The following is a 19,128-nucleotide window of genomic DNA, read 5'->3' on the forward strand; positions in this document are numbered from 1 at the left end:
TCTTGCTGGACTGATCCGAGCTGCCTTTCATTTGCAGTGACGAGGCCACGTCAGACATGGATCCGCGGCAAGAAGGAAACGTTCTGGGGCCTATTTTCGGCCGCGGTCGGCACTGTATTCGAACTGTTGAGTTCGTATCTCCTCACCCCCGCAAGTTTATCGCCACTGCCGCCCACAGAGAAAGTGTTGACCAGGGTCCAGGGGAACAGCTCACTGCCCCCGGAGTTCGAAGAGGAATTATTAGTCAAGATGTCCACGATCGCACCACTCAATCTCCTGGTGGCATCCCCCTGAAAACTGCCGAGCGCTCTTGCATTTGCAGTGCAACGGACGGATAAGCTCTATACACAACTTGCACCGATAGTCATTCGCGCGCGCGTGGGGCAAAGTGAGCACTCATTCAATTTGAGAGTGCGCCAATGTCCTTCGAACCTATTCTGGTGTCCCGCATCGACCCGCAGACGATGCTATTCGTGTACAACGAAACTGTGCAGGCGCAGCCCGATGGTGAGTACCAGGTTCCCGGCAATTGCATTCTTGTGCTGGCGCCGGAGGTTGGCGAGAACGAATGTCCCAAATGGATCACCGACCTGAAAAAGATGGACCTCCGCTTTGGCCACCCTGGAACCGGATCATGGGAGGTTGTGCAGGACTACCGGCAGGCGGAGCTCTACAGGACCGACAACGGTGACAAGTACGAACTTGGCTCCGATGTGGACAGTGTCTCGTACGACGGCATTGGCGAGCTTCCTGCCTGGCTGACGCTCGAGGCTCGTCCCTCGCGTTTTCACCACTATATCGATGGCGCGTGGGTGCTGGACGATCAGGAAGAGCTCGAGGCGCTGATCAATGACAAGGTGACGGAGCTATCGATCGCGTGCCAGGCCCGCATATACGCCGGCTTCGAATCCTCTGCCCTGGGCCAGGAACATCATTATCCAGCCATGGATAAAGACCAGCAGAACCTCACAGCTTCGGTATTGGACTCGACTGTGCCGGGCCTGCCCGAAGGCTGGGCGACGCCATTCTGGTGCGAAATAGGTGGAGAGTGGGCGTTCCGTCTGCACACGGCTGAACAAATCCAGGCGGTAGGTCGCGCTGGCAAGGCCGTGATACTGGCGTGCATGGCGCAAAACAGTGTGTTGGCGAACGCGGCGCGCAACGCGAAAAACAAGGCCGTGCTGGCAGATATTTCCTGGTCTGATCCAGATCTCGAGCAGTTTTAAATAAAAGACGCGGCGTTGTGATGGGTGCGTCAACACCCGCCACAACCCGCATCAGCAGAGTGACCTGCATGAATTGGCCAAGGCCGCGCCACCTGTCGACAGGCGGGGCAAGGTTAACATGAATAACAGGATGTTACTCTATGCATTCCCCTATCATTCCCTGGATCGGCGGCAAGCGCCGGCTTGCAAAAACGCTTCTTCCCTTGTTCCCCGAGCATGACTGCTACGTCGAGCCCTTCGCCGGCGGCGCCGCGATGTTCTTCTTGCGGCCCTCGCCGGCCAAGGTGGAAGTGCTGAACGACATGAACAGCGATCTCGTGAACCTCTATCGCGTCGTTCAGCACCACCTCGAAGAGCTAGTACGCCAGTTCAAGTGGGCGCTGATCAGCCGGGAGATGTTCAAGTGGCTGAAAATAACGCCATTGGACACGCTCACGGACATTCAACGCGCTGCGCGCTTCTTCTACATGCAGCATATGGCCTTTGGTGCCAAGGTGGCCGATCAGTCCTTTGGCACGGCCACCACCAGTAAGCCCGGCCTGAACCTGCTGCGCATCGAAGAAGCGCTGTCTGCGGCCCATCTTCGTCTCGCCCAGGTGTTCATTGAGCACTTGCCGTGGCAGGAGGTCGTCAAGCGATACGACCGGGCGCATACGTTTTTCTTCATGGACCCTCCGTACTGGCAGACCGCTGGCTACGGAGAAAGCTTTCCATGGGAAGAATACGAGCAACTGGCCACGGCCATCGCATCCATGAAAGGAAAGTCCATCGTGACGCTGAACAACCATCCAGACATCCGGAAGCTGTTCAAAGGCTTCAACGTCCGTACCGCGCCGATCCGATACACGGTAGGTGGTGGCGCCGGCAGCCAGGCCAGTGAGCTGATAATCCAGAACTGGAAATAGAAGGTATGTCGCGAGCATCCTAAGCATAGGTTACCTCCAGCTCCGGAGTCTGTCGGATCTTCTCGAGCTGCCGCTTGCCCAGGGTGCTGCGCGCCAGCTTCTTTGCCAGCTCCCTACCATCTGGGTGGTAATAACGAAGCAGCATCCGGGTATCTTTCCAGCCGCCCACCTTCGCCAGCTCGTGCATTTCGAAGATGGTGGCCAGGATCGACGTGGACTCGTGGCGTAGATCGTGGAAACGCAGGTCGACAAAGTACTCGTCCCGCGGCGTCCGATTGTATTTCCGGCACAGATCCTCATACTGCCTACGTGCCTTTTTCCTGGCCCGAATGAACGACCTGGTAATGGCCTCCGGAGTGATGCTGAAAATGCAACCCCTGGCCGGCTTGTTTGCCAGGTACTGGCGCATGACGTGCTTTGCAAACGGAGTCAGCGGCACGATCCGGGATCCGCCATTCTTCGTCATTGACAGGAAAATCGTCCCATGCACCAGGTCGATATTTTCCCGTCGCACTCCTGCGATCTCTGACCGGCGCATTCCTGTCTCGATCGCCAGCATGACGATGATGGGAAGCTCGCGGCTACGAGTCGCTCGGATAATCCACTGGAGCTCATTGCGTGGGCATTCCTGCAGGGATACGCCCCGCAACATGATGCGCTTGTATATGCGGCGCGTACGGCCGTCCTGCACTGCTGGCCGGCGTACCAGTTCCACCGGATTGGCCAGCATCGGCATAGACCAGTCCTTCCTGGCCACGGTATAGAGGTGGGAGATAAGCGCAAAACGCCGAACCACGGTGGCCGGCTTATACTTCGCCAGCCATTCGTCTCGGGTTCTGATCAGATCGGTACTTAGAATGCTGCCAATGGGGCGCTGCGCCAGCGGCGTCTTGCGCCAGGCACGAGCCAAAGAAGGCTCGGCACTCCCACTGCGTTTTGTTGGGGACACCTCAAGTAGATATCGATCTAGCGCTTGATCCAAAGTTGGGGTAGTCTTGCGGCGCGGGCTCTTTCGTGAAATAGTTTTCATAGAAAAAAACAAATCAACGAATATCGGTCGTGCTTTCGCGATACAAAAAGCATGTCAGCATCGAGAACCGCAGTTTTCTTCACTCAGTGCCGAGACGCCGGGCGGGCTATAGTGTTTGGCTGGCTTGGCAAAGCCACATAGCAAAGCACGGGCAGATGAAAGAATCGGCCCCCAGCCTCAGCATTACGACTATTGATTCCCCCATAGTCTTGACTGAGGTTGAACATGGCTACCGATTACCACCACGGCGTACGCGTCAACGAAATTGACGGCGGATCTCGCCCCATCCGAACGATCAGCACTGGCATCATCGGATTTGTTGCAACCGGTGAAGATGCTGACGCTGAGCAATTCCCGTTGAACCGCCCCGTTCTGCTTACCAACGTCAAGTCAGCACTGGGCAAGGCTGGTGATACCGGCACACTGGCCCGCACGCTGGACATCATTTCCGCCCAGACGTCGCCGCTGACCGTCGTGGTCCGTGTCGAACAGGGTGACGACGACGCAGAGACCACCGCCAACGTTGTCGGTACTGTCACCGCGCAGGGCCAGTACACCGGCTTGCAAGCCTTGTTGGCGGCGCAAAGCGGCGGTCCACGCGTGAAGCCTCGCATTCTGGGCGCCCCAGGCCTGGAGAATGCCGCGGTGACCGCTGAGCTCGGCTCCATTGCCCAGAAGCTTCGGGGCTTCGCCTACGCGTCCGACATGGAGAGCCAAACCAAAGAGGAATGCGCTGCATTCCGTGAAACGTTCGGCCAACGTGAGCTCATGGTGATCTGGCCGGAGTTCATGCGCTTCAACACGGCCACGGCGACCGAGCAGGCCATCGCCGCCAGCGCGGCCGCGCTGGGTGTACGCGCTAAGATCGACGAGGAAATCGGATGGCATAAAACGCTGTCGAACTACGTTGTGAACGGTGTCACAGGTATTTCCAAAGACGTGTACTGGGATCTGCAAGACCCTGCCACCGATGCCGGATACCTGAACGAGAAGGACATCACCACGCTGATCAATGAAACAGGCTTCCGTTTCTGGGGTAGCCGTACCTGCGCCGGCCCGACGAGCCTATATCCGTTCGAGAATTACACGCGCACGGCCCAGGTCATCGCGGACACGATGGCCATCAACCATTTCTGGGCGGTAGACGGCCCCATGAATCCGTCGTTGATCAAGGACATCCTGGAGGGCGTCAACAGCAAGTTCCGCGAATGGAAGACGCTGGGCTACGTGATTGATGGTCAAGCGTGGTTCGATCCGGAGCCGAACACGCCGGAGGTGCTGTTTTCGGGCAAGGCCTACATCGACTTCGACTACACGCCGGTGCCGCCGCTGGAAAACCTGAACTTCCGTCAGCGGATCACAAACCGCTACTTGGTGGATTTCGCCAACCGAATCGTCCAGGCCGTCTAAAGAAAGGCAAAGGCTCGACCGGCGTCGTCGGGCTGCCATGAAACGTACAGGAGAAAGCCATGTCTTTGCCGCTGAAACTCAAGAACTTCAACCTATTCAACGACGGCCAGAACTACATCGGCAAAGTCGCCGAGATCACTCCCCCAAAGCTCACAGCAAAGATGGAGGAGTGGCGCGCCGGCGGTATGGACGCTCCGATCGATATCGACCTCGGCATGGAGAAGCTGTCAATGGAATGGACGGTGGGCGGGTACGTCAAGCAAGTACTCACCCAGTTCGGCTCATTGCGTCACAACGGCGTGCTGCTGCGTTTTGCCGGTGCCCTGCAAAGCGATGACCTTGAAGACGTTCAGGCCGTGGAGATCATCATGCGAGGCCGGCATTCGGATATCGACTTTGGCACGGCTAAGGCCGGCGACGATACGGCCAAGAAGATCACGTCTTCACTGAGCTACTACAAGCTGACGATGAACGGCGAAGAGCTCGTGGAGATCGATATTCCGAACATGGTCAAACGCATCGGCGGCAAGGATCTGATGGATCCGTTCCGGCTGGCGCTCGGCCTTTAAGCAACACAGCGCGGCGGCGACCACGCCGCTTGAAACACCCGACTTCTCATTGAGGAAACCATGACTAAGCAAGAACAGAATCCGGGCGATGTTCAGGACGTCGCAATGACGACAGAAGGCCAGGTACAAAAGACCGATTTCGTGTCGGTACCGCTCGACGTGCCGCTGAAGCGCGGCAGCCAGACGATCCAATCCATCACGATCCGCAAACCCAACCCCGGCGCGATGCGGGGCTTGAATCTCGTCGACATCAGCATGATGAACGTATCGGCGCTTCAAAAGCTACTGCCTCGCATTACCGATCCTGCCCTGACCGAAGCCGAGATCGCCCGCAGCCTGGATCCGGCCGACCTGACTTCCATTGGCATCGAGGTAGTGGGTTTTTTGCTCAAGAAGCAGGACAAGCAGGGCTTCCAAGAAACGTCGACGACGTGATGGCCGATCTGGCCATTGTCTTTCACTGGACACCCAGCGACATGGCGGATATGCCGCTGGCCGAACTGATGGACTGGCGGGAACGCGCCCGAGTACGCGTAGAACCCGACTCATAACGGGTGCAGGGTCGAGAGGAAAGCATGGACAAGACCCTACAACTGAAAGTCATTGCCGCCTTGCAGGACAAGCTGTCCGGACCGTTGAACCGCATGCGCGGGGCCGGCAGCAAGACTGCCACGTCCGTAAAGGATTTACGAGACCGACTCAAGGGGCTGGAGGCCACGCAACGCGACGTAGGCAAGTTCCGCGAGCTCTCCCGCGGTCTGACCCAGACTTCCACCGGTCTACAGGCTGCCCAGGGGCGTGTGGCGGAATTGGCCCGCGCCATCAAAAGCACTGACGAGCCTACGGCGGCCATGCGCCGCGAGTTCAATCAAGCGGTGCGCGCTGCGCAGAAACTCAAGAACGAGCACCAGCAGCAGTCTCAAAAGCTGCAGGGGCTACGCGATCGCCTCAACGCCGCCGGAGTATCCACGCGCAACCTTGGCAGCGGCGAACGGGAGCTGCGAAGCAACATCGGCCGAACCAATGAGCAACTCGAGCAGCAGCGCGCAAAGCTTGCACAGGTGGCCCAGCAGCAGCGTCGACTGACTGAGGCGCGAGAACGGTATGGTAGGAGCCAGCAGTTGGCCAGCAGCATGGCTGTTTCCGGCGCCGCTGGTTTTGCCGCCGGCTCCAGCGTTTTGTACGCCGGCGCGCGGCTTATGGCGCCTGGAATACAATTTGACGCCGATATGAGCCAGGTGCAGTCCCTGACACGGTTGGAGAAGGACAGTGCGGAACTTGCCGCGTTGCGCAAACAGGCGCGGCAACTCGGTGCCGATACCATGTTCAGTGCCACTGAAGCCGCACAGGGCCAAGGGTTCCTCGCCATGGCCGGCTTCGGCCCTCAGGCCATTCTCGAGGCGATGCCCGGCCTCCTCGATATGGCCAAGGCCGGCGGGAACGAGCTTGCGGAAACAGCGGACATAGCCTCGAACATTCTGACCGGTTTCGGCATACCCGCCGACCAGATGGGCCGCGTGGGCGACGTGCTGGTGGGGGCTTTCACGCGCTCCAACACCAATCTGGCCATGTTGGGCGAAACCATGAAGTATGCCGCGCCCATTGCTTCTAGCCTGGGCCAGGACATCGAAACCGTGGCGGCCATGGCCGGAAAGCTGGGCGATGCCGGTATCCAGGGTGGCATGGGCGGAACGGCATTGCGATCGATATTGAATCGGCTTTCTGCTCCACCAAAGGCTGCGGCAAATGCGCTGGACACGCTTGGCATTTCCGCCTCGACCGCAGACGGCAACCTCCGGCCCATGCCAGAGTTGCTCAAAGAAATCTACGAGCGCACGAAGAAGATGGGCGACACAGAGCGTGCCGGCCTGCTCAAGGGATTGGCCGGTGAGGAGGCCGTCAGCGCCATGCAGGTGCTGGTCAAACAGGCCGGCTCCGGCGAGTTGCAAGCTTTCATCGGCACCCTGCGGGAGACTCAGGGCGAGGCGGCAAAGACGGCCAAGATCATGGGCGACAACCTGGTGGGCGATCTGGATGAGCTCAGCAGCGCCTGGGAAGATCTCGGCATTCAGTTGCAGGAGCAGCAGAACGGACCAATGCGCGAGACCGTTGTGATGCTGGCTGACATCGTGGGAGCCGTCAAAGACTGGATGGTGGCCAACCCGGAGCTCACCAGCACCCTGGTCAAGGTAGCCGCTGTGATGGCTCTGGTCATCGCCGCAGGCGGCGCCATCACCATCGGCCTGGCCAGCATCATCGGGCCGTTGGCCATGCTGCGCTATGGCATGGCGATTCTCAGCATTCGCGGTGGCGGGCTGGCGCGTATCTTTACGGCTCTCGGACGGACGGCACTTCCCTTAGTAGGTAAAGGCCTGTTGTTCATCGGTCGCGCGCTGATGATGAATCCTATAGGGCTTGCTGTCGCCGCCATTGCGACAGCCGCCTACCTGATCTACCGCTACTGGGAGCCGATCAAGGCCTTCTTCAGTGACTTATGGGTGGAAGTTAAGACCGCGTTCGCCGGCGGCGTGGCGAGCGTGGCCGCGCTGATCTTGAACTGGTCTCCCGTTGGCCTGTTCTATCAGGCCTTCGCCGCCGCCATGAACTACTTGGGCGTCGAGCTGCCGGGCAAGTTCACCGAATTCGGCTCCATGCTGGTATCGGGCTTGATCGCTGGCATTCGGAATATGGGAAGCGCGGTCAAAGATACGGTAACGGGCCTCGGCTCCGACGTGATGGGATGGTTCAAAGAGAAGTTGGGCATCAACTCTCCAAGCCGTGTCTTTGTCGGATTCGGCGAGAACATATCCGAGGGAGCGGCGCAAGGCATATCTCGGAGCCAGACTCTGGCCGAACGTGCTGCTACGGCACTGGCCGCAGGCGTAGTGGCTGCTGGAGCCATGTCGCCGGCGCTGGCCCAAAGCCTGCCGCCGATCAATTTCGACACTCGGCCCAGCATTACGTCTCAGGTGTCTGGCGGGCGTGCGCTTGGCGCGAACGCGCCAGCCAATATTACGGTAGAAGGCGATCGGGTAGAGATCCATATCCACGCTGCACCCGGCATGAACGCTCAAGATATCGGCCGAGCTGTGGCTGCCGAGCTCGATCGGCGCGAACGCGAGAAACTGGCCCGGGCTCGTTCCGCGCTGGCCGACTACGGAAATTAGGTGACAGTTATGATGATGGCCCTGGGCATGTTCATATTCAGTATCCACACGGCGGCGCACATGTCGTTGCAGCGCCGGACCAATTGGCGTCACACAGCGAATTCACGTGTCGGCGCACGCGCAGGATATCAGTATGTCGGTCTCGGTGATGAAACGCTGACTCTACCGGGCTGGATCGCGCCCGGCCAGATGGGCAGCAGTGTCGCCCTCAAGATGCTGCGTGACATGGGTAATACTGGCAAAGCTTTCACGTTGGTTGACGGTCTAGGCGTGTTCCATGGGCTGTACATACTGGCCGATTTTGACGAAACCCACACCTACTTGAGCCGGCATGGCCGGGGCCGCAAGATCGAATTCAGCCTGAACCTGACCCGCATCGACGAAGACCAGGCCGATCAGCTCTTGGGCGACCTGAAGCTGCCCCAGTTCGGCCCCGCTGGCACCTCTTTGGGCGAGCTCCTATGAGTCTGTTCAGCCCCGCGTACCCGCGGCCGATATGGCGTATCTCGCTCGATGGCCGCGACCTTGCCGACCTGATCAACCCTCGATTTATGTCGCTGTCGTTGACAGAGACCCGCGACGATCAGGCCGATCAACTCAGCCTGAATTTAAGCGACCACGACGGACTGCTTGAGATCCCGCCCAGAGGAGCCGTAATTCGATTAGCCATGGGCTGGAGCACCACCGGACTGGTCGACAAGGGGAGCTTTACGGTCGATGAGACTGGCCACCGAGGCGCGCCTGATATGGTTTCCCTACGCGCACGAAGCGCCGATATGACTGGCCCGTTACGCACTCGCACCGAGCGCAGCTTCCATGGGAAGACCATTCGCCAGGTCGTCAATGAAGTTGCCCTAGCCCACGGCCTGACGGCGGTAGTGGGCCAGGAATTTGCCAACAAGGTAATCAAGCACATCGATCAAACGAACGAATCCGACGCTGCATTCCTAAAACGTGTTGGCAAGCGCTACGATGCCGTGGCCACGATCAAAGATGGAAAGCTGCTCTTCATGCCCGTGCGGGGTGCAAAAACGGCCAGCGGCCAGGATATGCCAGTGTGGGAAGTATTGCGCCGCGATGGTGATCAGCATGAGTTTCTAACTACTGGCCGGGACGCCTATACCGGCGTCAAAGCATTTTGGATGGATCCGCGCAAGCAGGTGCGTCGCAGTGTAATGGTGGGCGTGACGGGGAATGTGAAGCATCTGCGCGACACATATGCCAATGAGGTAGATGCACTGGCGGCAGCACAATCCGAATGGCAACGCATCCGTCGTGGGCTGTCGACCATGCGCTTCGTCATGGCTGCCGGAATACCTCAACTTTCGGTACAACACAAGATTCTGTTCCCGGACATGAAATCACCTATCAATGAAATTGAGTGGTTGATTCGGGAGCTCACGCATAGTGTGGACGAATCTGGCTTGACAACGAACTTGGATTTAGAAATGTTCGATAAAGAAGACGCCAGTGCGGAAGATGACGCTATCGAACTTGAGTAAACACCGCTAGTTTGCCACCGGCTCGCCAATTATCGTGATCTTCATGTCCGGATCAAACCTCGTGTTGGCCCAGTAGGTATCCGACTTTTCGCCTTCGACTCTCCACCCGATGAAAGTGAAGCCGAAGTTCTTATTGCTGCTTTCCTTGATCTCGGTGGCAAGCTGGCCCAGTGTTTGTTCATCAACCTTTTCAGGCAACGTGGCTTCTACAGTACGTTTGATCGGGCCCATGGCCTCGTCTTTCGTGATCGTGTATTTCGTTTCTCCAGCCAATGCCGTGGCAAGCGAGAATGCCATGGCAACAGCACAAAGCAGGCCGGTGATTGCTCGTTTCTGGATAGGAAGGGTTCTCATACAGGCTCCTAACTTGGTTGAATCACACTAACAATGTCACTGACACTTTTCCTTTTTTTATCGGTGTCGCTGAGCGCCGTTTTTCTCAATAACTGCTCGAGCACCAAGGCGAGATCGGCGCCAGACACTGCAATTTGAATGTTCCCGCTGCCCTGAATGCATTGCATTGATACCGGATCAGATGAAATCTGGACGTTCTGGTCGCCCGTTATGCGCTGGCGGGATGCATTGTTGTTCACAGCATTCTCAGCGACCAGTTGCCCCGCAAGCCGCAAAAAATTGTCGTGTTTCTGCGCCCTGTCTTTCTTGCTGCTGATGCTCGTCACGTTGCTATATCGATCATGCGCCATGCGGTATATCTCCATCAGGTCGGTTCAAGCAGCCTTTATAAGCAGTTTCGCCAACGGTGCTGCTTCACCATCCCCGCTCCTGACAGCTTGATATAGCGCTTCGGCGGCTAGACGTTTCTTGTCTGCTGGCATTGTTTTCCCCGCGCTGAGTAGGGCTTCGTCCAGCGCTTGCCACGCCGTAGAAAGAAGGTCCAATTCGCGCTCCATATCGGCCTGGGATAAAGCCCGTTTACCTGAGACGAGATACGTGACATCCACCCCGTGAGCGAACACTGCTTCTAAGTAGGCGGAATCGGGCTTTCGCGTTCCTTTCTCATAGGTGAGCTGGGCTTGTTTCAGTACGCCCGCCAGCGCGCCGAAATCGGTTTGGTTCATCCCTAGCCTCTTGCGCTCCTCTGCCAGTCTCGAGCCAAAGTTACTCATTTGTTTACCTTTTTCGTTTCAAGTGCTTGACAGGTACGTATTTGCGTACCAAAATAACAACCGTCTCCATTGTTATCGAGTGTCACACCATGAAACATAACACCAAGGCAGTGCCGCGCGCATCAAAAACCGCGAAAAATCGCATGATCGGTCTTCGTCTCGACCCCGAATTTATGCGCGAGATTGAACAACTGGCCGAAGCCGAAGAGCGTTCCCTTGCCGATACAGCACGTATTTGCGTGCGCATTGGATTGAAAGAGCGACTGGCGTCTATCGGCAGCACCGCGGGCAAATAGACATGGCCAAGCGAATAGGCATGCGGTGCCCGCACTGCGGCTCTCGCGCCCAGATCCGGACCTCCGTCGAACAAAGCCCCACGCTGCGCGACGTGTACTTCCTTTGCCAGAACTTGGTTTGCGGCCACTCATGGGTAGCCACCCTGGAAGCCGTGCGCACGATCGCGCCGAGCGGCCTGCCCAATCCACTCGTGGATCTACCGGTTTTGCCTCGCAATGAGGTCGAGCGTGTGCACGACCTGCTTAATCCCACCTCTCAACGGAGCATCTTCGATGAATAACTTCAGCCATACACCTACCGACTTGCACCAGGTCCGGGACATCCAAGACGGGCTGCAGATCCGTGCCCTGGGGTTCATCCAGAAGCATGCCGGCTCCCACCTTGATCGGAAGCACCTGCTCAAGCGGGCCATGGCCTACCTCGTAGACCTTCACCCAATGGCCGAGCAGACGGCCGAAACCATCGCAGCCCGCGCTTTGTGCGAGTACGAAAGCCGGGGTGCAGCGCTAACCCTGGACCTGGACAACAGCACCGCCTACATGCTGGTGGTCAACGATCCCTCGCGCGGATGCAAGCGCGTGTTCTCCATGGCTGATATCCGCCGACTTCTGTCCACCGCCGACATGGCGCCCATACGCACGCCGTCCTACTCGGCGGCGATGGCCGGCACGGCCACCCCCCAGTAGCAAACCCCCAGAGGCCTAGCGGCCCGGACCTTGCCGACCCCGGCACGCGCGGAACTTGGCGCGTGCCGGGCGACGACCACCTTTTGATTGACTTCCTTATGAGCATGTCCCCGGATCTACTTACCGACGCATTGGCCCATCTCGCCGAGTTCGAATTCAAGGAACGTGGCGGTTGGTTGCGTCAGGGACGTTGCCCATCGTGCAGCCGCAAAGAGCTCTATACCAAAGCCGATGCACCCTGGGTTGTTCGGTGCGGGCGGCTCAACAACTGTGGGTACGAGATCCACATCAAGGAGCTATATCCCCAGTTGTTCGAGCAATGGTCGAGCCGATATCCATCCACTCCCAAAAACCCCAACGCCGCAGCGGAAGCCTACTTGTCCATCCACAGAGGCTTCGACATTTCAAAAATTCGTGGCTGCTATACCCAGGAAACCTATTTCGACCAGAAGCTCAACGCCGGCACTGCCACGGTCCGCTTTCAGATTGGCGATACCTGGTGGGAACGGCTCATCGACCAGCCCGGCCGCTTCGGTAAAAAGGCCAGATTCAAGTACGGCGGTAGCTACCAAGGACAGTGGTGGGTGCCGCCGGGCGTACATCCGCTGAATTCCCAGAAGCTTTGGCTGGTGGAAGGGATTTTCGATGCCATCGCGTTGATGCATCACGGCATTGATGCGTTGTCGCTGATGTCATGTAACAACTACCCAGAGAAGGCGCTGGCCGAGCTCAAAGCGAACAGGCCAACAGGGTCCACGCTCCCTGTGCTGGTCTGGGCGCTGGACGGCAATGAGGCCGGCAGAAGGTACATAAGAAAGTGGAAGGCACGAGCCGAGTCTGAAGGTTGGCTTTGCCAGGCAGCGGTAATTCCCCAGCGGGGCCGTACCCAACAAGACTGGAGCGACCTGCATTTGCTCGATCGAGCACAGGAAGACCCCGAGAAGCTGCACCTCTCACAGGAGGGCCTCAAGCGCTACCTGCACGAAGGTGCGCTGCTCACAGCAAAGACAGCAAGTGAAAAAGGCCTGCTGATCTACAACAACAGCAACAACCATACGGAGTTCGAGTTCGCACACAGCAACCGTCTGTACTGGTTCAAGCTGGACGTCGACAAATACCAGCATGCCCTGAACCGGATCGGCGAAGAAAACGGCGGGCTGAGTGACGACGAGTTGCGGGAACGCGCCCTGAACGAATCCAACAGCATCCGGGAGATTGCGAACTGCCTTCCAGTGCCGCTGTACTTTCAGGAGAACCGGATCACTGACGAGTCCTGGTACTACTTTCGCGTCACATTTCCCCATGACGGAAAGCCCGTCAAGAACACCTTCACCAGCTCTCAGGTCTCCACCGCCAGCGAGTTCAAGAAGCGTCTGCTGGGCATTGCGCCAGGCGCGGTCTATACGGGCAGCAACCAGCAGTTGGAACGCTCGATGAAAAACCAGCTGTTCAATATCAAGCGGGTGGAAACTGTCGATTTCATCGGCTACAGCCGCGATCTGAGCTGCTATGTGCTGGGCGACGTCGCCATGAAAGACGGCAGCCTGTATACGCTGAACAATGAAGATTACTTCGATATCGGCCAGCTATCGGTCAAGAGTCTGAATCAGTCCGTCGAACTCAAGATCAACTCCCAGCCGCACGAATACCAGACTGAATGGGTTAGCCAAATCTATGAGGCATTCGGTTCCAAGGGGCTTGCCGCCTTGGCGTTCTGGTTTGGCACGCTGTTCTGCGAGCAGATCCGGCAAGCACAGGATAGCTACCCATTCATGGAGATTGTGGGGGAGGCCGGCGCCGGGAAATCCACGCTGATCGAGTTCCTGTGGAAGCTGTTCGGTCGTAGCCACTATGAAGGCTTTGACCCCTCAAAATCTACCAATGCTGGCCGTGCGCGCAATTTCTCACAGGTATCCGGTCTGCCTGTTGTGCTGATCGAATCGGATCGTGAGGTAACAGGCGAGGGGAAGAGTCACGTCAAGACGTTCGACTGGGACGAGCTGAAAACCGCCTACAACGGTCGAAGCATCCGTTCCCGAGGCATGGCCACCGGCGGCAACGAAACATATGAGCCGCCATTCAGGGGCGCGATTGTCATCAGCCAGAACAATCAGGTGTCTGGGTCGGAAGCGATCATGACACGGATCATGCATCTGTATTTCGACCGAGCGGGGCAGTCGGCCACGACCAAGGCCGCAGCAAATAAGCTTTCTCGCACGGACGTTGCCTGCGTCTCCGGGTTCATTCTGGCAGCGACAAAACGCGAAGCCGCGGTCATGGCCATCCTGAACGAGAAGGCACCTATATACGAGAACTGGTTACTTGAAAACCCGGATATCCGGACAGTCCGGATCGCAAAAAATCACGGCCAGCTTATGGCCCTGGCCGACGCGCTACGCCTCGTTATCAAGATCACGGACGAGCAGCACGCTGAGCTGCATGAGCAGATCGTTCGCATGGCGGTGGAGCGCCAGATGGCTACGAACTCCGACCACCCGCTGGTAATCGATTTCTGGGACATGTACGAGTTCCTGAATGGAGACGACGATATCGAGCCACGTCTGAACCATTCGCGTAATCCAGAGCGCGAAATCGCTATCAACTTCAATCATTTTGTCATGGTTGCCGCCGACCACAGGCAGCAAGTTCCCCCTCTGCGCGACCTCAAGAACCTGCTCAAGACCAGCCGCCGCTACCGCTATGACGGGCAGCGCGTGGTCAACAGCGCAATTCACGCCCGAAATATCAACCACAAAGGCAGCACCTCGGAGCGCTGCTGGATTTTCTTAAAGGAGGCGCCATGAAAATCTATATCGCAGGCCCCATGACGGGGATCCCGGATCTCAACTTTCCAGCTTTCCACGCAACTGCAGCATCACTTCGCGCCGCCGGCCATACGGTGATCAACCCAGCAGAGCTGAATACGGATCCCAATGCCTCTTGGCACGAGTGCATGAAGATCGATATTCAAGCGCTGGTGACCTGCGACAGCATCTGCCTGTTGCCCAATTGGACGATATCGCGCGGCGCGCGGCTCGAGTTTCATATCGCCAGCCAGCTTGGCATGCAGGTGATTGAGGCATCCGCGTTTTTACCGACAAGGCTTGGCGGACGTAAACCGCGCTGGTTCGGAGTAGACCTGGCATCTGGCCGAGACAAGACGGCTCATTGTCATCGCCACGGCGATAGTAATGTCCAAGCTACTGGGGAGCCAAAATGAAGCACCACATCTTGGTTCCTGGCAGACGCATTGGCAGGTCGTTACTGGCCGCATCGCTGCAGCAGATGATCGACGCCCATGCACTCTCGCGCCTGACGGTTCCGCTCGAAGCAGCTCTGGCGGATCCAGCTCTGGCAACTTGCCTCCGGAACACCGCTTTGGCCTCCATCGATGCCGCCAAGACCCATCCCCCATCCATTACCTATTTCCCTCTCGCACAGGCGGATCGCATGCGTCTCGCCGCCGGCGACCGCGACGACTATGAAGAAGAGAGCCCGCAAACCGTACCGGCCCAGGCCGATAAGGATTCCCATGATTGTTAAAAGCCAACTTACATTAGGCCCGCTCGAAGAAATACTCACCCAGGTCGAGGAAACCGGCACTTTGCCGGTCGACGAGCGAGGCGAGCCTATCTACATCGATGGAAACGGTCACCCATACCCCTTGTGGGAGGCCATAGACGGCTTGATCGACATGTTCGATATGTGGTCCACCAGGCACAACAAACCGCTGCCCCTGGCCCCGCTACGCATGCTGGTGGGTGCCTTGCATTATTCGATGCCCATCACTGCCTTCAACCTGGAAGAGGTGAAGAAGGCCCTGCCGCGCCTGCGTGAGGCTGCTATGTCAATGGAGCACGACGACGCACGAGATCTGGTCGTGCAAACTCAGATCAAGGCAGAGCTGGAGGAAGGTAAGGCATGAGTAATCTTTCAGAAATCAAGCACTTTCACATGTACTGCGGATCCGGCAGCGGCGCGGCAGGGTTCAGCGATGCCCGCCCTGAAATCCCTGGTTTGCAGGGACGTATGGTGTGCCTGGGCGGCATGGACGTCGACGCGGCGGGCGCGGAAGACTTCCGCATGCTCAACGGTGTGCCGTGCGCGGTGCGGGATCTGTTCAGCCGCGGGCAGTATCTGAAATGGCATGGACAGGAGCCGCCGCCCGGGTGGGTCGAAGCCATGCCAGACGATGTGCGCGCAGCTGCGCAGCACCAGACCCCGGATGTCGTATTTTTGTCTGCGCCATGCAAAGGGTTTTCGGGATTGCTGCCGGCGGCGCACGCCGGAACAGCGCGCTACCAGGCGCTGAACGAACTGACCCTGCGCGGTGTATGGCTGATGCTGGAAGCCTGGGCCAGCGACCCGGTGCCGGTCATCCTGTTCGAGAACGTGCCGCGCATCGCCACGCGCGGACGCCACCTGCTGGACCAGATCACCAGCATGCTGCGCCATTACGGATACATCGTGCGCGAGACCACGCACGACTGCGGCGAACTGGGCGGCTTGGCGCAGAGCCGCAAGCGGTTCCTGCTGATCGCGCGGCACGCCGAAAAAATTCCGGCATTCATCTACGAGCCGCCCAAGCGCCCGCTGCGTGGTGTAGGCGAGATCCTGGACCGCATGCACCTACCAGGCGACCTGTCCGCAGGCCCAATGCACCGCGTCCCTTCGCTATCGTGGAAAACTTGGGTACGGCTGGCGTTTGTCGAGGCCGGCAGCGACTGGCGCAGCCTGAACAAGCTCGCCGTTGAGAATGGCAACCTACGTGATTACATGATTGTCCCTGAAGCCCATGGCGGGTACCTGGGCGTGCGCGAATGGGACCAACCTGCAGGCACTGTCACCAGCAGGGGCCTGCCGACCAACGGCGCATTCTCGATCGCGGATCCTCGCTTTGATCCGTCCGCTGCCTGGAAGGACGGTCAAGCCTATGGGGTGCGGCGCTGGGGAGATACCAGCGGTGCAATCAGCGGCGTCAAGTCTCCAGGCCAGGGTTCGTTCAGCGTGGCGGACCCGCGCCACCAAGGACCGGCAAAGCACAGCAATGAGTTTCGCATCGTGCGGTACGACGAGGCGGCGCGCGCCGTGACCAGCGCCCACGGTACCGGGCAATGCGTGGCAGATCCACGGCGGTCCGGCCCGACATACGGCAAGTACGGCGTCACCGGCTGGCAGAACCCGAGCGGCACCGTCATCGCTGGCAGCACCACCGGCCAGGGCGCGTTCGCAGTTGCCGATCCCCGGCCCGGAATGCAGCGCAGCCAGGGCGATGCCTACCTGACCGGAGGTCACTATGGCGTCGTCGGCTGGGATCAGCACAGCGGCGCCGTATCCGCATCTGCCTGCCACGATAACGGCCGCTGGTCTGTCGCCGACCCCAGGCCAATGCCTGCCCCCGATGATCGTCTGATATGCCGCATCACTGCACTGGACGGTACCTGGCACCGACCCTTCACGACGCTGGAGTTGGCCGCCCTGCAGAGCTTCTTCGACCCCGACGATTACGCCGAGGCCGGCGCCGATCCGTTCTTGCTGTTCGGCTCATCCGACCAGGCTTGGCGCGAACGCATCGGAAACGCGGTGCCGCGCCGGGCGGCCAAGGCTATCGCCGAGGAAATCGGCCGCGCAATCCTGCTATCTCGTACGGGTGAGACATTCCAGCTATCCAGCACCCCGATATGGGTGCGCCCTATCGCAACGGCAATTGCTGTACAGGGAGGCATGGAGTCATGATCACCGACACACAGAAGCTGGCTTCGCTCCTGCGGGATGGCCCGTACTTACGCAGTGGCAATGAAACCATCCGCATCATGAATGCAGCCTCTGACCACATTGATGCCATGATGGAACATCTTGCCGCCTACCCCGCCGATTGGCGGGAAGACAGCAGCCTAGAAACGTGGTTTCCCCTGACCGCCGAGCAGGTTAGGGCCCAGGCAGCGGAGATAGATGGTCTACGCGCCAATCTTGAACATCATCAAGCCTACTGGATCAACCATCGTGGCGCGGCATTGGCGTGCAGCAGTGCCATGCGAGACGCATATTCGGATGAAAAGGTTCGCGCCGACGCGGCAGAGGCGGTGATAGCGCGGCTGCGTGGCTGGCTGGCGGACATTATTTTTGAAATCGACGAGATCGAGCGCAACAGAATCGTTATTCAACAGGAGAACCCAATGAAAGACCTTAAAGATATTGATTCCGTAGCACTGCAAATGTGCCGCAGTGCAGGACTGGATGACGACACAGCAGCAGCGCTTATATCTCGAGTGGCAGGAGCGATAGATTGTGGCAAGTCGCACGCTGTAGGCCTGGCCGTCACCGAAGCCGAACAATCAGCATGGCACGCTGGTATCGAGGCTGGCCGAGAGATTGAGCGGGACAATGCTGCGGTGGGGCAGGGGCCGGTGGCTTTTCTATGCCGGGAGTGCGATGAAGAGGGCTGGTCAACCTACGCTGTGATGCCACACGAGGTGCCGTCCACGGGCGAATTTCTGCATGTCGAGCCGCTCTACGCCTCGCCCGTTGCCGCCCAGGCCAGCGGGCAAGATCGGGAAGATGCGGAGCGCTGGCGACACGTCCTGAAATGTTGGGAAAACGAGGCTCCCGGAATAGTCGCTCTGGCGACGCAAGCCAGGGTCGGTTCCGTCTCGCAACTGATCGAATACGTAGACGCCGCCCGCGCTGCGCCGAAGGAGAAATCATGAACAAGAAGGAGCTCGCACAACGTATGCTGGATGCCGACCTGACAATGGTCGCCGCCATCTGGCTGGGCGGCATTGATGTAGATAGCCCTCCCGATCTGCTGGTCGATTGGGCGGACGATGGAAAGCTGGAAGGCGTGGGAATGTTAGGGGGCGATCTGCTTGATTTTCTGGCTCGCAATGAATATCGAATGCCGTTCATCGCTGAGTTTTCGTTCCCCGTACCGCGCAATTTCCACTTTCACAAAGATGGCTCCGCGCACTTTTGGTCAACAGGCGGCGTGTACAAGCATAAGGTTTTCCTGGCTGACACCATCGAGAATTGCATCACACAGGCATGCACGTGGGCGGAGACTGAGTTTATTCGCTACGAGAGCGAAGCACTCGCTGCGGCAAAGGAGCGGGCATGAGGATCAAACGAAAATTTGCCTGGATTCTTCTTGTGTTGGCGTTTATGGCAACAGTCCCGCCTGTTTTTTGGAAAATTCTGTTTGTGATGGAGCTT

General features: G+C 58.5%; 23 protein-coding genes. 19 read left to right on the plus strand and 4 right to left on the minus strand.

The window, feature by feature from the left end:
- Positions 1-419 precede the first annotated feature (419 nt).
- A complete protein-coding gene (locus tag EV686_RS07415; protein WP_132475098.1) occupies positions 420-1,226 on the plus strand; it encodes a DUF4376 domain-containing protein in 807 nt (268 codons plus the stop codon).
- A gap of 140 nt (positions 1,227-1,366) precedes the next feature.
- A complete protein-coding gene (locus tag EV686_RS07420) occupies positions 1,367-2,131 on the plus strand; it encodes a DNA adenine methylase (protein ID WP_132475100.1) in 765 nt (254 codons plus the stop codon).
- Positions 2,132-2,150: 19 nt separating this feature from the next.
- Here EV686_RS07420 and EV686_RS07425 read toward each other — a convergent pair whose 3' ends face one another.
- Positions 2,151-3,161, minus strand: a complete 1,011-nt coding sequence (locus EV686_RS07425; RefSeq protein ID WP_132475101.1) for a site-specific integrase — start codon at positions 3,159-3,161, stop codon at positions 2,151-2,153.
- A 225-nt stretch (positions 3,162-3,386) separates the two neighbouring features.
- Between EV686_RS07425 and EV686_RS07430 the strand changes: the two genes are divergently transcribed.
- From EV686_RS07430 to EV686_RS07460, 7 genes are read left to right on the plus strand one after another with little or no spacing between them, the layout of a single operon-like run.
- Positions 3,387-4,571 (plus strand): phage tail sheath protein, encoded by a 1,185-nt coding sequence (locus EV686_RS07430; RefSeq protein WP_132475103.1) that lies wholly within the window; start codon positions 3,387-3,389, stop codon positions 4,569-4,571.
- A 59-nt stretch (positions 4,572-4,630) separates the two neighbouring features.
- A complete protein-coding gene (locus EV686_RS07435; protein ID WP_132475104.1) occupies positions 4,631-5,140 on the plus strand; it encodes a phage major tail tube protein in 510 nt (169 codons plus the stop codon).
- Positions 5,141-5,200: 60 nt separating this feature from the next.
- Entirely contained in the window at positions 5,201-5,575 is a 375-nt protein-coding gene (locus EV686_RS07440; RefSeq protein WP_243650789.1) for a phage tail assembly protein, read from the plus strand.
- Positions 5,575-5,691 (plus strand): GpE family phage tail protein, encoded by a 117-nt coding sequence (locus EV686_RS07445; protein ID WP_207901723.1) that lies wholly within the window; start codon positions 5,575-5,577, stop codon positions 5,689-5,691. The genes EV686_RS07440 and EV686_RS07445 overlap by 1 nt, the downstream gene beginning before the upstream one ends.
- A 24-nt stretch (positions 5,692-5,715) precedes the next feature.
- Complete coding sequence (locus EV686_RS07450; RefSeq protein ID WP_132475108.1) at positions 5,716-8,307, plus strand: phage tail tape measure protein; 2,592 nt, start codon at positions 5,716-5,718, stop codon at positions 8,305-8,307.
- 9 nt (positions 8,308-8,316) lie between these two features.
- The gene (locus tag EV686_RS07455; RefSeq protein ID WP_132475109.1) at positions 8,317-8,772 is read left to right on the plus strand and encodes a phage tail protein; all 456 of its coding nucleotides are present in this window, start codon (positions 8,317-8,319) and stop codon (positions 8,770-8,772) included.
- On the plus strand, positions 8,769-9,809 hold the full coding sequence (locus EV686_RS07460) for a contractile injection system protein, VgrG/Pvc8 family (RefSeq protein ID WP_132475111.1): 1,041 nt from the start codon (positions 8,769-8,771) through the stop codon (positions 9,807-9,809). Before EV686_RS07455 ends, EV686_RS07460 begins: the two co-directional genes overlap by 4 nt.
- 6 nt (positions 9,810-9,815) lie before the next feature.
- Here the strand turns inward: EV686_RS07460 and EV686_RS07465 are convergent, their stop codons facing one another.
- Genes EV686_RS07465 through EV686_RS07475 form a run of 3 tightly spaced genes read right to left on the minus strand, consistent with a single transcriptional unit; the run spans position 9,816 to position 10,888 of the window.
- A complete protein-coding gene (locus EV686_RS07465; protein WP_132475112.1) occupies positions 9,816-10,163 on the minus strand; it encodes a hypothetical protein in 348 nt (115 codons plus the stop codon).
- Positions 10,164-10,171: 8 nt separating this feature from the next.
- Positions 10,172-10,513 (minus strand): hypothetical protein, encoded by a 342-nt coding sequence (locus tag EV686_RS07470; RefSeq protein WP_132475114.1) that lies wholly within the window; start codon positions 10,511-10,513, stop codon positions 10,172-10,174.
- 24 nt (positions 10,514-10,537) lie between these two features.
- A complete protein-coding gene (locus EV686_RS07475) occupies positions 10,538-10,888 on the minus strand; it encodes a transcriptional regulator (RefSeq protein WP_132475115.1) in 351 nt (116 codons plus the stop codon).
- A 137-nt stretch (positions 10,889-11,025) separates the two neighbouring features.
- On the opposite strand from EV686_RS07475, the gene EV686_RS07480 reads away from it, so the two are divergent.
- The 10 genes from EV686_RS07480 (at position 11,026) to EV686_RS07525 (ending at position 19,033) form a co-directional block, all read left to right on the plus strand.
- Positions 11,026-11,232, plus strand: coding sequence for a hypothetical protein (locus tag EV686_RS07480; RefSeq protein ID WP_132475117.1), 207 nt, complete (start codon positions 11,026-11,028; stop codon positions 11,230-11,232).
- 20 nt (positions 11,233-11,252) lie between these two features.
- Positions 11,253-11,513, plus strand: a complete 261-nt coding sequence (locus tag EV686_RS07485; protein WP_165972557.1) for an Ogr/Delta-like zinc finger protein — start codon at positions 11,253-11,255, stop codon at positions 11,511-11,513.
- Complete coding sequence (locus tag EV686_RS07490; RefSeq protein ID WP_132475120.1) at positions 11,506-11,919, plus strand: hypothetical protein; 414 nt, start codon at positions 11,506-11,508, stop codon at positions 11,917-11,919. The genes EV686_RS07485 and EV686_RS07490 overlap by 8 nt, the downstream gene beginning before the upstream one ends.
- Positions 11,920-11,981: 62 nt before the next feature.
- On the plus strand, positions 11,982-14,723 hold the full coding sequence (locus EV686_RS07495) for a toprim domain-containing protein (RefSeq protein ID WP_243650790.1): 2,742 nt from the start codon (positions 11,982-11,984) through the stop codon (positions 14,721-14,723).
- Positions 14,720-15,139: a DUF4406 domain-containing protein gene (locus EV686_RS07500; RefSeq protein ID WP_132475122.1), complete on the plus strand. Its 420-nt coding sequence runs from the start codon at positions 14,720-14,722 to the stop codon at positions 15,137-15,139. Before EV686_RS07495 ends, EV686_RS07500 begins: the two co-directional genes overlap by 4 nt.
- The gene (locus EV686_RS07505; protein ID WP_132475124.1) at positions 15,136-15,462 is read left to right on the plus strand and encodes a hypothetical protein; all 327 of its coding nucleotides are present in this window, start codon (positions 15,136-15,138) and stop codon (positions 15,460-15,462) included. The genes EV686_RS07500 and EV686_RS07505 overlap by 4 nt, the downstream gene beginning before the upstream one ends.
- A complete protein-coding gene (locus EV686_RS07510) occupies positions 15,452-15,844 on the plus strand; it encodes a hypothetical protein (RefSeq protein WP_132475125.1) in 393 nt (130 codons plus the stop codon). The genes EV686_RS07505 and EV686_RS07510 overlap by 11 nt, the downstream gene beginning before the upstream one ends.
- Complete coding sequence (locus tag EV686_RS07515; RefSeq protein ID WP_132475127.1) at positions 15,841-17,655, plus strand: DNA cytosine methyltransferase; 1,815 nt, start codon at positions 15,841-15,843, stop codon at positions 17,653-17,655. The genes EV686_RS07510 and EV686_RS07515 overlap by 4 nt, the downstream gene beginning before the upstream one ends.
- Positions 17,652-18,626: a hypothetical protein gene (locus tag EV686_RS07520; RefSeq protein WP_132475128.1), complete on the plus strand. Its 975-nt coding sequence runs from the start codon at positions 17,652-17,654 to the stop codon at positions 18,624-18,626. Before EV686_RS07515 ends, EV686_RS07520 begins: the two co-directional genes overlap by 4 nt.
- The gene (locus EV686_RS07525; RefSeq protein ID WP_132475130.1) at positions 18,623-19,033 is read left to right on the plus strand and encodes a hypothetical protein; all 411 of its coding nucleotides are present in this window, start codon (positions 18,623-18,625) and stop codon (positions 19,031-19,033) included. The genes EV686_RS07520 and EV686_RS07525 overlap by 4 nt, the downstream gene beginning before the upstream one ends.
- Positions 19,034-19,128 lie beyond the last annotated feature (95 nt).

The sequence above is a fragment of the Paracandidimonas soli genome, assembly GCF_004342005.1.
GTDB classification, from domain to species: Bacteria; Pseudomonadota; Gammaproteobacteria; order Burkholderiales; family Burkholderiaceae_B; genus Paracandidimonas; species Paracandidimonas soli.

What these genes read in the sequence shown, in the direction of transcription:
- EV686_RS07415 (WP_132475098.1), top strand. Translation starts at nt 420, where the DNA reads ATGTCCTTCGAACCTATTCTGGTGTCCCGCATCGACCCGCAGACGATG.
- EV686_RS07420 (WP_132475100.1), top strand. Translation starts at nt 1,367, where the DNA reads ATGCATTCCCCTATCATTCCCTGGATCGGCGGCAAGCGCCGGCTTGCA.
- EV686_RS07425 (WP_132475101.1), bottom strand. Translation starts at nt 3,161, where the DNA reads ATGAAAACTATTTCACGAAAGAGCCCGCGCCGCAAGACTACCCCAACT.
- EV686_RS07430 (WP_132475103.1), top strand. Translation starts at nt 3,387, where the DNA reads ATGGCTACCGATTACCACCACGGCGTACGCGTCAACGAAATTGACGGC.
- EV686_RS07435 (WP_132475104.1), top strand. Translation starts at nt 4,631, where the DNA reads ATGTCTTTGCCGCTGAAACTCAAGAACTTCAACCTATTCAACGACGGC.
- EV686_RS07440 (WP_243650789.1), top strand. Translation starts at nt 5,201, where the DNA reads ATGACTAAGCAAGAACAGAATCCGGGCGATGTTCAGGACGTCGCAATG.
- EV686_RS07445 (WP_207901723.1), top strand. Translation starts at nt 5,575, where the DNA reads ATGGCCGATCTGGCCATTGTCTTTCACTGGACACCCAGCGACATGGCG.
- EV686_RS07450 (WP_132475108.1), top strand. Translation starts at nt 5,716, where the DNA reads ATGGACAAGACCCTACAACTGAAAGTCATTGCCGCCTTGCAGGACAAG.
- EV686_RS07455 (WP_132475109.1), top strand. Translation starts at nt 8,317, where the DNA reads ATGATGATGGCCCTGGGCATGTTCATATTCAGTATCCACACGGCGGCG.
- EV686_RS07460 (WP_132475111.1), top strand. Translation starts at nt 8,769, where the DNA reads ATGAGTCTGTTCAGCCCCGCGTACCCGCGGCCGATATGGCGTATCTCG.
- EV686_RS07465 (WP_132475112.1), bottom strand. Translation starts at nt 10,163, where the DNA reads ATGAGAACCCTTCCTATCCAGAAACGAGCAATCACCGGCCTGCTTTGT.
- EV686_RS07470 (WP_132475114.1), bottom strand. Translation starts at nt 10,513, where the DNA reads ATGGCGCATGATCGATATAGCAACGTGACGAGCATCAGCAGCAAGAAA.
- EV686_RS07475 (WP_132475115.1), bottom strand. Translation starts at nt 10,888, where the DNA reads ATGAACCAAACCGATTTCGGCGCGCTGGCGGGCGTACTGAAACAAGCC.
- EV686_RS07480 (WP_132475117.1), top strand. Translation starts at nt 11,026, where the DNA reads ATGAAACATAACACCAAGGCAGTGCCGCGCGCATCAAAAACCGCGAAA.
- EV686_RS07485 (WP_165972557.1), top strand. Translation starts at nt 11,253, where the DNA reads ATGCGGTGCCCGCACTGCGGCTCTCGCGCCCAGATCCGGACCTCCGTC.
- EV686_RS07490 (WP_132475120.1), top strand. Translation starts at nt 11,506, where the DNA reads ATGAATAACTTCAGCCATACACCTACCGACTTGCACCAGGTCCGGGAC.
- EV686_RS07500 (WP_132475122.1), top strand. Translation starts at nt 14,720, where the DNA reads ATGAAAATCTATATCGCAGGCCCCATGACGGGGATCCCGGATCTCAAC.
- EV686_RS07505 (WP_132475124.1), top strand. Translation starts at nt 15,136, where the DNA reads ATGAAGCACCACATCTTGGTTCCTGGCAGACGCATTGGCAGGTCGTTA.
- EV686_RS07510 (WP_132475125.1), top strand. Translation starts at nt 15,452, where the DNA reads ATGATTGTTAAAAGCCAACTTACATTAGGCCCGCTCGAAGAAATACTC.
- EV686_RS07515 (WP_132475127.1), top strand. Translation starts at nt 15,841, where the DNA reads ATGAGTAATCTTTCAGAAATCAAGCACTTTCACATGTACTGCGGATCC.
- EV686_RS07520 (WP_132475128.1), top strand. Translation starts at nt 17,652, where the DNA reads ATGATCACCGACACACAGAAGCTGGCTTCGCTCCTGCGGGATGGCCCG.
- EV686_RS07525 (WP_132475130.1), top strand. Translation starts at nt 18,623, where the DNA reads ATGAACAAGAAGGAGCTCGCACAACGTATGCTGGATGCCGACCTGACA.